This window comes from Candidatus Sarcina troglodytae (assembly GCF_015708635.1).
In the GTDB taxonomy this organism is placed as follows: Bacteria; Bacillota; Clostridia; order Clostridiales; family Clostridiaceae; genus Sarcina; species Sarcina ventriculi.
In genome coordinates, this window is record NZ_CP051754.1 from 2,065,127 (window position 1) to 2,078,998 (window position 13,872).

At 28.8% G+C, this 13,872-nt stretch carries 19 protein-coding genes; 1 reads left to right on the forward strand and 18 read right to left on the reverse strand.

Going from position 1 to position 13,872, the window contains the following annotated elements:
- Window positions 1-113: 113 nt before the first annotated feature.
- The 3 genes from rpsD (HH195_RS09550) to HH195_RS09560 all read right to left on the reverse strand — a co-directional run bounded on the left by rpsD (HH195_RS09550) (window position 114) and on the right by HH195_RS09560 (window position 3,447).
- Complete coding sequence (rpsD, locus tag HH195_RS09550) at window positions 114-707, reverse strand: 30S ribosomal protein S4 (protein ID WP_196370962.1); 594 nt, start codon at window positions 705-707, stop codon at window positions 114-116.
- Between the two features lie 243 nt (window positions 708-950).
- The gene (locus tag HH195_RS09555; protein ID WP_243278498.1) at window positions 951-2,777 is read right to left on the reverse strand and encodes a sensor histidine kinase; all 1,827 of its coding nucleotides are present in this window, start codon (window positions 2,775-2,777) and stop codon (window positions 951-953) included.
- The gene (locus HH195_RS09560; protein ID WP_055259995.1) at window positions 2,755-3,447 is read right to left on the reverse strand and encodes a response regulator transcription factor; all 693 of its coding nucleotides are present in this window, start codon (window positions 3,445-3,447) and stop codon (window positions 2,755-2,757) included. Before HH195_RS09560 ends, HH195_RS09555 begins: the two co-directional genes overlap by 23 nt.
- Window positions 3,448-3,699: 252 nt before the next feature.
- On the opposite strand from HH195_RS09560, the gene HH195_RS09565 reads away from it, so the two are divergent.
- Complete coding sequence (locus HH195_RS09565; protein ID WP_196370963.1) at window positions 3,700-4,560, forward strand: YitT family protein; 861 nt, start codon at window positions 3,700-3,702, stop codon at window positions 4,558-4,560.
- Window positions 4,561-4,593: 33 nt separating this feature from the next.
- Here HH195_RS09565 and cwlD read toward each other — a convergent pair whose 3' ends face one another.
- From cwlD to HH195_RS09640, 15 genes are all read right to left on the reverse strand, one after another.
- The gene (gene cwlD, locus HH195_RS09570) at window positions 4,594-5,325 is read right to left on the reverse strand and encodes an N-acetylmuramoyl-L-alanine amidase CwlD (RefSeq protein ID WP_243278499.1); all 732 of its coding nucleotides are present in this window, start codon (window positions 5,323-5,325) and stop codon (window positions 4,594-4,596) included.
- Between the two features lie 192 nt (window positions 5,326-5,517).
- Entirely contained in the window at window positions 5,518-5,910 is a 393-nt protein-coding gene (rpsI, locus tag HH195_RS09575; protein WP_055259991.1) for a 30S ribosomal protein S9, read from the reverse strand.
- Between the two features lie 28 nt (window positions 5,911-5,938).
- A complete protein-coding gene (gene rplM, locus HH195_RS09580) occupies window positions 5,939-6,373 on the reverse strand; it encodes a 50S ribosomal protein L13 (RefSeq protein WP_055259989.1) in 435 nt (144 codons plus the stop codon).
- A 153-nt stretch (window positions 6,374-6,526) separates the two neighbouring features.
- Entirely contained in the window at window positions 6,527-7,261 is a 735-nt protein-coding gene (gene truA, locus HH195_RS09585) for a tRNA pseudouridine(38-40) synthase TruA (RefSeq protein ID WP_196370964.1), read from the reverse strand.
- A gap of 88 nt (window positions 7,262-7,349) precedes the next feature.
- Window positions 7,350-8,171: an energy-coupling factor transporter transmembrane component T family protein gene (locus HH195_RS09590; RefSeq protein WP_196370965.1), complete on the reverse strand. Its 822-nt coding sequence runs from the start codon at window positions 8,169-8,171 to the stop codon at window positions 7,350-7,352.
- An 18-nt stretch (window positions 8,172-8,189) separates the two neighbouring features.
- Window positions 8,190-9,044, reverse strand: coding sequence for an energy-coupling factor transporter ATPase (locus HH195_RS09595; RefSeq protein ID WP_055259983.1), 855 nt, complete (start codon window positions 9,042-9,044; stop codon window positions 8,190-8,192).
- The gene (locus HH195_RS09600) at window positions 9,029-9,874 is read right to left on the reverse strand and encodes an energy-coupling factor transporter ATPase (protein WP_055259981.1); all 846 of its coding nucleotides are present in this window, start codon (window positions 9,872-9,874) and stop codon (window positions 9,029-9,031) included. Before HH195_RS09600 ends, HH195_RS09595 begins: the two co-directional genes overlap by 16 nt.
- Window positions 9,875-10,149: 275 nt before the next feature.
- Complete coding sequence (gene rplQ / locus HH195_RS09605; RefSeq protein WP_055259979.1) at window positions 10,150-10,491, reverse strand: 50S ribosomal protein L17; 342 nt, start codon at window positions 10,489-10,491, stop codon at window positions 10,150-10,152.
- A 16-nt stretch (window positions 10,492-10,507) separates the two neighbouring features.
- Window positions 10,508-11,455, reverse strand: coding sequence for a DNA-directed RNA polymerase subunit alpha (locus tag HH195_RS09610; protein ID WP_055259977.1), 948 nt, complete (start codon window positions 11,453-11,455; stop codon window positions 10,508-10,510).
- A 79-nt stretch (window positions 11,456-11,534) separates the two neighbouring features.
- Window positions 11,535-12,155: a 30S ribosomal protein S4 gene (gene rpsD / locus HH195_RS09615; RefSeq protein ID WP_055259975.1), complete on the reverse strand. Its 621-nt coding sequence runs from the start codon at window positions 12,153-12,155 to the stop codon at window positions 11,535-11,537.
- A 26-nt stretch (window positions 12,156-12,181) separates the two neighbouring features.
- The gene (gene rpsK / locus HH195_RS09620; protein WP_055259973.1) at window positions 12,182-12,577 is read right to left on the reverse strand and encodes a 30S ribosomal protein S11; all 396 of its coding nucleotides are present in this window, start codon (window positions 12,575-12,577) and stop codon (window positions 12,182-12,184) included.
- Between the two features lie 17 nt (window positions 12,578-12,594).
- A complete protein-coding gene (rpsM, locus tag HH195_RS09625) occupies window positions 12,595-12,960 on the reverse strand; it encodes a 30S ribosomal protein S13 (protein WP_055259971.1) in 366 nt (121 codons plus the stop codon).
- A 207-nt stretch (window positions 12,961-13,167) separates the two neighbouring features.
- Entirely contained in the window at window positions 13,168-13,281 is a 114-nt protein-coding gene (gene rpmJ, locus HH195_RS09630; protein WP_003448032.1) for a 50S ribosomal protein L36, read from the reverse strand.
- Window positions 13,282-13,293: 12 nt separating this feature from the next.
- The gene (gene infA, locus HH195_RS09635) at window positions 13,294-13,512 is read right to left on the reverse strand and encodes a translation initiation factor IF-1 (protein WP_055259969.1); all 219 of its coding nucleotides are present in this window, start codon (window positions 13,510-13,512) and stop codon (window positions 13,294-13,296) included.
- Between the two features lie 7 nt (window positions 13,513-13,519).
- Window positions 13,520-13,807, reverse strand: coding sequence for a KOW domain-containing RNA-binding protein (locus HH195_RS09640; RefSeq protein ID WP_321207688.1), 288 nt, complete (start codon window positions 13,805-13,807; stop codon window positions 13,520-13,522).
- Window positions 13,808-13,872 lie beyond the last annotated feature (65 nt).

The following is a 13,872-nucleotide window of genomic DNA, read 5'->3' on the forward strand; positions in this document are numbered from 1 at the left end:
AAAATACTTGAAGGTCAGCACCCCTTCAAGTATTTAAGAGTTTAGTAACATCAGAAGTATAACTTGCAAGATATTTCTAAAAGAACAAAATGTATTTAAGAAGTATTCAATTATTATTTAGAGTAAAACTCAACTATTAACTGTTCTTGTATGATTATTGGAAGTTCTTCTCTCTTAGGTTTTCTAATAAATATTCCTTTAAAACTATTTTCATCTTTAGATATATATGGAACTTCATTTCCTATATTATTTATAAAGTTGTTTGTGAACATTTCTGTTTTTCTTGATTTTTCTCTTAAAACAACCTCATCTTCTACTTTTAGTCTAAAAGAAGGTATATTTACCTTTTCTCCATTAACTAAAAAATGTCCATGATTCACCATTTGTCTAGCTTGCCTTATAGAATTAGCAAAACCCATTCTATAGACCATATTATCTAATCTAGATTCCAATATCATAAGTAAAGCTTCACCTGGCTGTTCTTTGCTATTAAATGCCTTTTCTACATATCTAGCAAATTGCTTTTCCATAACACCATAATAAGCTCTTAATCTTTGCTTTTCTAATAATTGAGTTCCGTAATCGGATAATTTTTTATCTGCCCTACTTGTTCCTTTAAATGCTCGTTCCATGGCCTTTGGATGCCCTATTACATTTAATCCAAGCCTTCTGCACATCTTGAAACGAGGTTCCATCATCTTAGCCATATTAAACCTCCTAATGTTCATTTTATGATATTATAATATCATATATATTGATTAATTGAAAATGATTATCATTATCTTTTTAACCATTAAAATAAATTTATCATTTATATTCTAATTAATACTCTTTGTATCTCCTAATTTCTTATGAACTTAATATAATTTTTTCATGTTTCCTTATTTAATTTTTTTAAAGTATCAATTATAATCCTGTTTGAACATTGGATTAACCAATTCTTTTAACTATTATTTAAGTTTTGTTTTTGGAAGTATTACATATGCCTTAAACAAATCTCCCTCACATTCTACTTTAAACAATCCTTCATGAAGTTCAACAATAGTTTTAGCTATAGCTAAGCCTAGCCCAGAACCCTCTATAGTTGAATTCCTTGATTTATCTCCCCTTGCAAATCTTTCTAATATTTGACTTTCATTAAAATCTAATTCAAAAGCAGATACATTCTTAAAAGATATTTCGGCTCTATCATCAAAATCTTTTATATCCACATATATCCTTGTATTTTCCAAACCATATTTTAAAGAGTTTGTCGCAAGATTTTGAAATACCCTAGACATCTTTTCAGGGTCTACATTTATTTTCAACTCATCTGGAGCTTTAACCTTAAATTCCATTTTCTTCTCTATATATAAATCTTCAACCTCCATAATAGACTGGTATATAAGTTGAATTATATCTATATCCATTTCATATAAATCAACTTTTCCTGAATTCATTTTTGACACTTCAAAAAGATCATCAATTAATCTCTTTAATCTATGCGATTTAGTTTCTAATATTTTTATACATTCTTTTTTCTCATCTTCACTTATATCATCTCTTTGAAGTATGTTTACATAATTTATTATGGAAGTTAATGGAGTTTTTAAATCATGAGAAACATTTGATATAAGCTCAGTTTTTAGTTTTTCATTTCTTATTCCCTCTTCAATAGAATCTTTATAATTTAACCTCAAATCATTTATCCCTTTTGCAAGCTCTGATATCTGCTTGTCATTTCCATATTCAACTTCAAGTTCCATATTACCTTTTTTTATTTCATCTATATCATATATAATAGTTGCTAGCGAATCATATTTTAATATATATTTTATTACAAAATGTACAAATAGAAATACAATAATTGCAATTCCAACACCTATTCCTACATAATAAATATATGAATATCCACTTGGATACCCAAGCCAAAAATCAATAGCACTTGCAATCCACCAAAATAAAAGATATATTATTGTAGCAAAAATAATAAATAAAAATACTTTATCTTTTATTATTTCCTCTACTATTATCCTAGTTTTAAATATAGCCCTAATAGCTCTAAATAATTTAAATAAATATCCTTGTTTTAAACTAATTTTATATTTTTTAAATCCAAGATTCTTTATCATATATATTTTTTTTACAAGAAAAACAACTAAAATTATTGTACATATTAATAATATAAAAAAAGATGTTCTAATAGCATTAACTTCTTGTATATACATTTCACCTTGATAAAAATATATTTCTTCTATATCTTCAGCAGGATTTAAAGTTATATAAGTTAAATTTTCATTCTTAGCTAACTCTTGTATAATATTTTTTGGAGTGGATAAAGCGTATGGCGGATCATAAAACCAACTTCTATTTGAATAATAATCTCCCGTTGTTTTATCAATTATTACAACTCCAATATAATACGTGGATAACTGTAATATTTTTTGCTTTACAATATCTTGTTCATCTTTTGTTGTAGCATTTTTTATATCCTTTAAATAATCTGTCTGATTATAAATTACATTAGATAACTCTGCTGATCTTTCTAAAAGCTTCCCTTCTTCATACTTTTTAGGATTTATTAAAGCATCCACATAATTTACCCTTGGTTCTATATAAGATCCTTGAGTATAATTTATCTTGACTAAACTTTGATATGAATTTCCTCCAAATAAAATAATCAACATCGCTGGAAATATTATCAAAGAACCTATTATAAATATATTTTCTACATTTCTAACCCAAATTCTATAATCACGCCACCAAAACCTTATTTTATTTATCCACTTTATAACCAATACCCCACACCACCTTTATATATTCAGGGTCTTTTGAGTTTATCTCTATCTTCTCTCTCATTCTTCTTATATGTACAGTTACTGTATTCTCACTCTTATAAAAAGCCTCTTCCCATACTTTCTCATAAATTTCTTTTATCGAAAAGATTCTTCCTGGATGTGAAGCTAAAAGAATTAATATTTTATATTCAGTAGCAGTAAGTTTTACTTCATTACCTCTCAAAACTACTTTTTTATTTATATTATCTATTAGTAAATCTTTTATAATTATCGTATCTTGTGAATTTTCTATGCTTAAAGGTTTCTCATACCTTCTAAGTTGTGATTTTACTCTAGCAACCAATTCTAAATTATTAAAAGGTTTTGTAACATAATCATCTGCTCCTATATTTAATCCTAATATTTTATCGCTATCCTCGGATTTTGCAGATAACATTATAATCGGCATATTTCTGGTTTCCCTTATTTTCATACATGTCTGCATACCGTCTAATCTTGGCATCATTAAATCTAAAACAACTAAATGAACATCCTCTTTATCTAAAACTTCTAAAGCTTCAAGACCATCCTTAGCCTTTATTACATTTATCCCCTCCCCCCTTAAATATATATCTATAGCATCTCTTATTTCTTTTTCATCATCTACAACTAATACATTGAATTTATCCATTAATAAACACCTCTTTAACTTTCTATATATATTTTATAATAAAATATAAAAGTTACAAATATAATTTATATTTTTATTATGACTTACCAATATAATTGTCTAAATTTACTTTATAAACAATTACTCATTTTAATACTATTGAGCAAAATATTAATATTAATTAAATTTTAATAAAAAAATATTTAATATTACAATAATATCTATTATAATTACATCTATATCATTTCATAATTAAGTTAAGGAGATAATTTTATGAAATTTATGAAGAGCACAAGTGGCTTTATTCTTGACTGCATATTAATCTTTTTAGGATGTTTCATATCATCTCTAGGAGTTAATATGTTTTTAGCTAATGCTCAGCTAATAAGTGGTGGAGCTACTGGAGTTGGACTTATAATTCAATATCTTACTAGAATAAATTCTGGTATAACTGTATTTATAATAAACATACCATTATTCATTCTTAGTTATTTCAAATTACCAAAAAAATTCACACTATATACTGGTATTGGAATGATTTCTTTATCCGCATGCCTTATAATTACATCACCACTTTCAAGTCTTGTATCACTAAATGATACATTACTTTATTGCATATATGGAGGAATTCTTTGTGGTCTAGGTTATGGAATCGTCTTTTCAAGAAATGGTTCTACCGGTGGAACAGATATTGTCAATATGCTTATTAGAAAAAAATATTCTAATTTTAATATTGGAAGCTTAGGATTTGCTATAAACTTAATTATTGTAGCTGTTGCATCAACATTTTTTGGGGTTCCTATGGCTCTATACACTCTTATAAGTATGTTTATACAAGGCATGGTTTTAGACAAGGTTATAAAGGGTACTAATAACAAACAATTATTATTTATAATAACCGAAAAAGAGCAACTTGTTATAAGTTATATAATAAATGACCTTCATAGAGGTGTTACATCTCTTTTGGCAGAAGGAGAATATACACATGATAAGAAAAAAATGCTCTATTGCCTTGTTACACCAAGACAAATGATTGAACTTAAAAATACAATCCATCTAATAGATCCTAAGGCATTTATTACTGTTATGAATGTATCTGAAGTTCGTGGAAAAGGTTTTAGAAATTCTATATAATGAAAAGAGCTGTATCTAAATCGATACAAGCTCTTATTTATTTTGTAAAAAATACTTATCAATTCCTTGAACTAAAGAATAGACTATTTTATTTTGATAATCATCACTCTGTAATAACTCTAACTCTTCTGGATTGGATAAAAATCCACATTCTGCAATGACCGCAGCACACCCTTTGTTATTTCTAAGTATTCTATACTCCTCTTTAGCTTGCTTTGCTACTCTATGATTATTCCCATCTAAATTAAGTTTAAAACTTTCTTGCAAAGCCTCCCCTAAAAGCTTACTGCTATCATCTGCTGCATACCAAACCTGTGCACCTTTGCAGTTGCTTTGTGGAAACATATTTTGATGAATACTTATAAAAATATCACACTTTGTTTCCTCTTTCATTTTAACTCTATTAGCCAAATCATCTCTTTTTTTTTCTCTTACCGTATCTCCCTTAGTGTGTAAATCAGCATCTGCTTCTCTAGTTACTGCTACTCTATATCCCTTTTCTTCTAAAGTAGATTTTAATTTTAAAGATATTGCTAAGTTTATATCTTTCTCCAACGTTCCATCATTACCCTTAGCACCACCATCCATTCCTCCATGACCAGGATCTATAAGTATTATTTTTTCACTACTACCCTCTTCCTTTTCTTCAGCTTTAACCAAAGTTCCTGTTATTAAAAAACATAAAATTAATACTAAAGTTAATGCTACCATTGATATACTCTTAATAAATCTTTTAACTTTCATACCATAATAGTTCCTTTCCATAACAAAATTAAATATCATTTTTTACCTATTCCTAACATCCATTATTTAAATACTTAAAAAACCTATATTTATTTTTTCCAAAAAGTATTATAGTATGTACTAAATCCTTAATTCACTAAAAGTTTAGCATTAATAATAATCAATGTAAATAAAAAAAGAGAGGAAATTTCCTCTCTTTTTTTAAACCACAAACTATCTCTTTGAGAATTGTGGAGATCTTCTTGCTTTTTTAAGACCGTATTTCTTTCTTTCTTTCATTCTTGGATCTCTAGTTAAAAATCCAGCTTTCTTTAATTCTGGTCTTAAATTTTCATCAGCTTTTAATAAAGCTCTTGATATACCATGTCTTATAGCTCCTGCTTGACCTGATAATCCACCACCATATACATTAACTAAAACGTCAAATTTATCTTTAGTTGCAGTTAATACTAATGGTTGATTAACTATAACTCTTAAAGTTTCTAATCCGAAATATGTTTCGATTTCTCTTTTATTTACTATAACTTTACCTTCACCTGGTACAAGTCTTACTCTTGCAACTGATTTTTTTCTTCTACCAGTTCCCATATATTGAACTTTTGCCATTACTATTCCTCCTCCCGAGACTATTATATTAGTATCTTAATTCAAGTACTTCTGGATTTTGAGCTGCATGATTATGCTCAGAACCTCTATATACTTTTAATTTCTTTAACATTTTTCTTCCTAAAACTCCTGATGGAAGCATTCTTCTTACAGCTTCTTCAAAAGCAAATTCAGGTTTCTTTTCTAATACTTCTCTGTATGGAGTTTCTTTTAATCCACCTGGATATAGGCTATGTTTTCTCATCATTTTTTGATCTAACTTTTTACCAGTTAAAACAACTTTCTCAGCATTTATTATTATAACGAAATCTCCGCAATCAACATTTGGTGTAAATGTTGGCTTATTCTTTCCTCTTAATATTGTTGCAACTTGGCTAGCAACTCTTCCTAGTGGCTTTCCAGCAGCATCAACAACATACCATTTTCTTTCAACGTCTTGTGCTTTCGCAATGTATGATTTCATGTTTTTCCCTCCCTAAAAATTTCGAATAGGTTAATTTTAATTAATCGTGCTCTATGTTAAGATCTATGAATAAAAATCTATACATACTTCTCTTACAAACATATATCATTATAATACACGCTTACGGGCGTGTCAACATATTTTTAATATAATTTAATAAAAAACTTTCTCTAAGCAAAGTCCATTAGCAGGAGCACATTTTCCGGCATTTTGTCTTACTCCAGACTCTATAATATTTTTTACAAAATCTTCTTTTATTTTATTACTTCCAACTAAAATTAATGTTCCTACTATTATCCTTACCATATTATATAAAAAACCGTCTGCAGATATATATATTTTTATATTATTTACGTTTGTTTCTATATGTAAGTCACTTATTGTTCTTATTGATGTTTTAACAGAGCCTCCAGGAGTTTGAAAAGCTTTAAAATCGTGAGTTCCCAAAAAATATTTACACGCCTTTTTCATCTCCTCAACATTAAGCTTCCACCTATAATAATATACATAATCCTTATCTATAGCACATGGATATTCCCTATTTAATATGGTATAACAATACGTTTTTCCTTTACTAGAATACCTAGCATGAAAATCTAAATCAACCTCTTCTGATTTTATTATAACTATATCTCGAGGTAATTTGCAATTTATGGCATCTCTAAACTTTTCAGCTGGCATTTTTACATTTGTTTTAAAATTAGCTACATATCCTTTAGCATGAACACCAGAATCAGTTCTGCTACTTCCTATGACTTCTACATACTCCTTGATTACTTTAGATATAGCTTTCTCTAATTCTTGTTGAATTGTATTTCCTATAGGTTGTCTTTGCCATCCATAGTACCTTGTTCCATCATACTCTATTGTAAGCTTTATATTTCTCATTTATTGCTCCTTGAAATCTTATAATTTTAGTATAAAAATAGATTATGCTAAGATTACACATAATCTATCCTATAATACAATTTTTAAACTATAATACTAAACTAGGTCCAAATCTTGAAACAATACATAGAATTAAAAATACTATGTATACTACAAATGCAACAGCATCTTTCTTCTCTAATTTTAATTGTTTCATCCTAGTTCTACCTTCTCCACCTCTATAACATCTAGCCTCCATAGCCATTGCCAATTCATCTGCTCTTCTAAATGAACTTATAAAAAGAGGAACTAAAAGTGGAATTAAATTTTTAGCCTTTTGCACTAAGTTTCCTGTTTCAAAATCTGCCCCCCTTGCCTGTTGTGCTTTCATTATCTTATCTGTTTCATCTATAAGAGTTGGTATAAATCTCAAAGCAATTGTCATCATCATTGCTAACTCATGAGCTGGCAAACCTACTTTTTTAAATGGAGCTAATAATTTTTCTATTCCATCAGTTAACTCTATTGGTGATGTTGTAAGAGTCATTATTGATGTACCCATTATTAAAAATATAAGTCTCAAAGCCATAAATATTGCTGTTTTTATACCCTGTGTATATATAGATATAAAGCCCAATTTAAATACTAATGTTTCTGGAGTCCCCGTTACTAAAAATACATTAAGAACTGCAGTAATAAGTATTAATATAAATATTGGCTTTACCCCTTTATATATATATTTAAAACTTAATTTAGATAACAATATTACTATTCCAAGAAAAATAACCACAAAAATATATCCATAAAACTTATTTATAAAAAATAGAGTTATTATAAAGAAAAAAGTTATAAGTATCTTTGTTCGTGGATCTAATTTATGTATAAATGAGCTACCTGGAACATACTGCCCTATATTTATATCCTTTAACATATCTTAAAGCCCTTTCTGCTAATTTTTATTTAAATATTCAAGTATGGCTTTCTTAGCATCTTTAATTGTATATATATCATCTGATATATCAAATCCCTTTTTTCTAAGTTCTCTGAGTAAATAAGTCACTTGCGGAACCCCAAGCCCTATATCCTCTAAAACATCAACTTCCTTAAAGACATCAGAAACTTTTCCATCAAGAATAATGCTTCCATGATTCATAACAACAACTCTATCTGCAACTTTAGCTACATCTTCCATACTATGACTTATCATTATAGTAGTTATTTTATAATCATCATGTAATTTCCTTATTTGATTCAAAATATCATCTCTACCCTTAGGATCTAAACCTGCTATTGGTTCATCTAGTATCAAAACCTTAGGTTCCATAGCTATAACTCCAGCTATTGCTACTCTTCTTTTTTGACCACCACTTAAATCAAAAGGAGATTTATCTTTATATGTATCATAATCTAAATCAACCATCTTCATTGCTCTTTTTACTCTTCTTGTTATTTCTTCTTCAGATAAGCCTAAATTCCTTGGACCAAATTCTATATCCTTTTCAATTGTTTCTTCAAACAATTGATATTCTGGATATTGAAATACTAATCCAATATTTTTTCTGATATTAGTTAATTTAACTTTTTTATCTGTGATATCTATACCATCTACTATTATTTTTCCTTCTGTTGGTTTTAAAAGACCATTTAAATGTTGTATTAAAGTAGATTTTCCAGATCCAGTATGCCCGATTAAGACTATAAACTCACCATCATAAAATTCACAATTAATGTTTATTAAAGCTTTTTTTTCAAAAGGCGTTTTAGGCATATATGTGTAACTTAAATTTTCTATTTTAATTGACATAATTCACTCACCATTTCATCTATATTTAAAATATCTGTCGATATGTTTACACCTTCCTTATTAAGTTCATAAGCTAGTTCTGTTACTTGTGGAACATCTAATCCAATTTTTTTCATTTTTTCTACCTGAGAAAAAATTTCTCTAGGAGTTCCCTCCATGGTTTTTTTACCATTATCCATAACTATAATTCTATCAGCTTGTGCTGCTTCATCCATATAGTGTGTTATTAACACTATTGTTATTTTATTATTTTTATTTATAGATTTTATAGTACTTATTACTTCCTTTCTTCCAATAGGATCTAACATTGCTGTGGGCTCATCTAATATAATGCACTTAGGCATCATAGCAAGTATACCTGCTATTGCAATTCTTTGCTTTTGTCCTCCTGATAATAAATGCGGTGCATGCTTTCTATATTCATACATCCCAACTGATTTTAAACTTTCATCAACTCTTTTTCTTATTTCTAAAGGCTCAACTCCCAAGTTTTCAGGACCAAAAGCAACATCTTCTTCTACTACTGTTGCAACTAACTGATTATCAGGATTTTGAAATACCATCCCTGCCTTGCTTCTTATATCCCATAAATTACTGTTATTTGACGTATCTAAATTATCTACAAACATTTTTCCGCCACTTGGCAAAATAAGTGCATTCATATGTTTTGCAATTGTTGATTTTCCTGAACCATTTTGTCCTAAAATAACTAGAAATTCTCCTTCTTTTACATCCATACTAACATTATCTATAGCTATTTTTTCAGTTTTGTCTTCATAGTTCATATATTTAAAAAATAAATCCTTACAAAAAATCATTTTTTCTTTCATTCAAACACCTCCTATTTTACATAAATTAAAATATTATTCTTATATAATTATAAAATAATATTAACAATTTAATCTTATCACATCAATAATATTATTTTATAATTATATAAATTTAAGATTAATTAATTATATCATCAATTTATATTTTAATTTTAAAATTTCTCAAATAATACTTCTAAGAAGAACTATACAACTCTATAATCCCCTCAACATTAAGATAATTAAGTTTAAAAATGCAAAAAAGGGATTAAGCATAACTTAATCCCAGAATGCTATTATACTAACTCAAGTATAACAACCTCAGCTCCGTCACCTCTTCTTGGACCCACTTTATACATTCTAGTGTATCCACCGTTTCTTTCAGCATACTTAGGAGCGATATTATCAAATAAATTTTGAACTACTGCTTCTTCAGTTACATAAGCTAATACTTGTCTTCTTGCATGTAAATCTCCTCTTTTTGCAAGAGTAATCATTTTTTCTGCAATACTTCTAGTTTCTTTAGCTCTAGTTTCTGTTGTTTCTATTTTACCATGTTTTAAAAAACTTGTAACAAGATTTCTCAACATAGCTCTTCTTTGATCAGTAGGACGACCTAATTTACGATATCCTGCCATGACTTTACCTCCTCAACTACTCATCGCTTAACTTTAAATTTAAGCCTAACTCTGTTAATTTTCTCTCTACTTCTTCTAGAGATTTCTTACCAAGGTTTCTAACCTTCATCATATCATCCATACTCTTTGTTGCAAGCTCTTGTACAGTGTTGATTCCGGCTCTCTTTAAACAGTTATAAGATCTAACTGATAAATCTAATTCCTCAATAGTCATTTCTAATGCTTTTTCTTTTTTATCTTCTTCTTTTTCAATCATTATTTCAACGTCGTTAGCATTGTCTGTTAAAGTCATGAATAATTTGAAGTGCTCTATAAGAATTTTTGCTGATAAAGAAATTGCTTCCTCTATTTTTATAGTTCCATTAGTCCAAATTTCAAGAGTAAGTTTGTCATAATCTGTAATTTGACCAACTCTTGTATTTTCAACAGTAAAATTAACTCTCTTCACAGGAGTATATATAGAGTCTATTGCTATAGCTGATAATGGAAGATCTTCAGTTTTGTTTTTATTTTGTGAAACATACCCTCTTCCTCTATTAACAACTATCTCCATATATAATTTACCATCATTATCTAATGTAGCTATATGTAAATCCTTATTTACAACTTCTACATCACCATCTGTTTTTATATCTGCACCACTAACAACTCCTGGTCCTTGTGCATCTATATAAATAGTTTTTGGTCCTTCACCTTCCATTTTAAGGGCTAAAGCTTTAAGATTTAAGATTATCTCTGTAACATCTTCTTTAACACCTTTTATAGTTGAAAATTCATGAAGAACTGAATCTATTTTAACTGATGATGGTGCTACTCCTGGTAAAGAAGAAAGTAGTATTCTTCTTAATGCATTTCCAAGAGTAATTCCATATCCTCTTTCAAGTGGTTCTATAACAAACTTGCCATAAGTCCCATCATCGCTTGACTCCACACACTGAATAACTGGCTTTTCTATTTCTAACATTAGCAAACCCTCCTTCAATTTCCATTGCAACCTTATATGAGGGCAACTGATCCAATACTAAACAAATTAATATTAGCTATTATTTACTATATAACTCAACAATTAGAGTTTCATTAACTGGAACATCAATATCTTCTCTAACTGGTTCAGCTATAACTTTACCTTCAAAATTTTCAACATTAGCTGTTAACCATTTTGGTAAAGCTTTTGGATTTTCAGCAAAAGTTTTGAACTTTTCAGTTCCTCTACTTTTTTCACAAACAGTTATAACATCATTAACAGATACTCTGTATGATGGAATATCTACTTTTTTACCATTTACTAAGAAATGTCCATGAGTAACTAATTGTCTAGCTTCTGTTCTAGATGCACCAAAACCTAATCTAAATACTACGTTATCTAATCTCATTTCTAGTAATTTTAATAAATTTTCACCGGCAATTCCTTTCATCTTTTCAGCTCTTTCATAAGTTGTTCTGAATTGACTTTCAAGAACTCCGTAAATTCTTTTAGCTTTTTGCTTTTCTCTTAATTGTGTTCCATAGTTAGATATTTTCTTTTTGCTTGCTCCATGTTGTCCTGGCGCATAACTTCTTCTAACAAAAGCACATTTATCTGTAAAGCATCTATCCCCTTTTAGGAATAATTTCATACCTTCTCTTCTACATAGTCTACATGTAGCTCCAGTATATCTTGCCATTACTTACACCTCCTACTATTATGTTACTAAACTCTTCTTCTTTTTGGTGGTCTACATCCATTGTGTGGTATTGGAGTTACATCTTTTATTAAAGTAACTTCTAATCCTGCTGCTTGCAAACTTCTTATTGCTGCTTCTCTACCTGCACCAGGTCCTTTTACGTAAACCTCAACGCTTTTTAAACCGTGTTCCATAGCTGCTTTAGCTGCTGTTTCTGCTGCCATTTGAGCTGCAAATGGTGTGCTTTTTCTTGAACCTTTAAATCCTAGTCCACCAGCACTTGCCCATGATAAAGCATTTCCTCTAGCATCAGTTAAAGTAACTATTGAGTTATTAAAAGTTGATTGGATATGTGCTGCTCCATGCTCAACATTTTTTCTCTCTTTTCTTCTTCTAGTCTTTTTAACTTTTTGAGCTGCCATTGTCTTCCCTCCTTAAACTACTTCTTCTTATTAGCTATAGTCTTCTTAGGACCTTTTCTAGTTCTAGCATTAGTCTTAGTTTTTTGTCCTCTAACTGGAAGACCTTTTCTGTGTCTTATTCCTCTATAGCAACCTATTTCAACAAGTCTCTTTATATTAAGAGCAACTTCCCTTCTTAAGTCACCTTCTATAGTCATTTCTTTAACTATATTTCTTATTGAATTAACTTCATCTTCTGTAAGATCCTTAACTCTTGTGTCTGGATTTATTCCTGTATCTTTAAGAATCTTTTGTGATGTAGGTAATCCTATACCATATATATATGTTAGACCTATTTCTACTCTTTTTTCTTTTGGTAGGTCTACACCTGCTATTCTTGCCATTAATTACACCTCCTGATAATTGAAGTCTTAAATTTTGTAAATCAATGTATTGTTTTTTATATTTAAAATTTTAGGCCAGTATTTTTTACTGCAGCCGCACCTAAAACTTAATCACATTATTATTTGCCTATATAATAATATGTGAGTTTTTAATAAAAGTCAATAAGAATTAACTAATTGACTAAAATTATTATATGTTTTTACCTATTAGCCTTGTTTTTGTTTGTGCTTAGGATTTTCACAGATTACCATTACTCTTCCTTTTCTTCTTATTATCTTGCACTTTTCGCAAATAGGCTTAACTGATGGTCTTACTTTCATCGCTAACCCTCCTTATTTTGCTCTCCAAGTAATTCTACCTCTTGTTAGGTCATATGGAGAAAGCTCTACTGTAACTTTATCTCCTGGTAAAATTCTTATGAAGTTCATTCTTAATTTTCCAGAAATATGAGCTAGTATTACATGCCCACTCTCTAATTCTACTTGAAACATTGCATTTGGTAAAGCTTCTAAAACTTTACCTTCCATTTCTATAATATCATCTTTTGACATAAGGTAATCAAACCTCCTTGACAGTGCCATTAAGTTTTATAAATCTTTTTATTTTTAAATTTGCATTCTTATCTTGAGATTCAATAGAATTTTTAATATTCACATCAATCACATTAGTAAGTATCACATGTTTCTTTTTTTTCTTCTTTGGCTTTTCTATCGTTTTAGTAGAACCATTAACAAGATATAAATACTCTTCCTTTATATTAGCAACAATATAAAAATTCCCTTTATCTCTCCCATTATTAGATACTACTAATCTGCCAATTGAGTTATTATTTCGCAAATTATTCACCTCAAAGATTACCTTAGCCATAAATATACAGTTTACTTTAATATAAGTAAACATAAATTTATAAC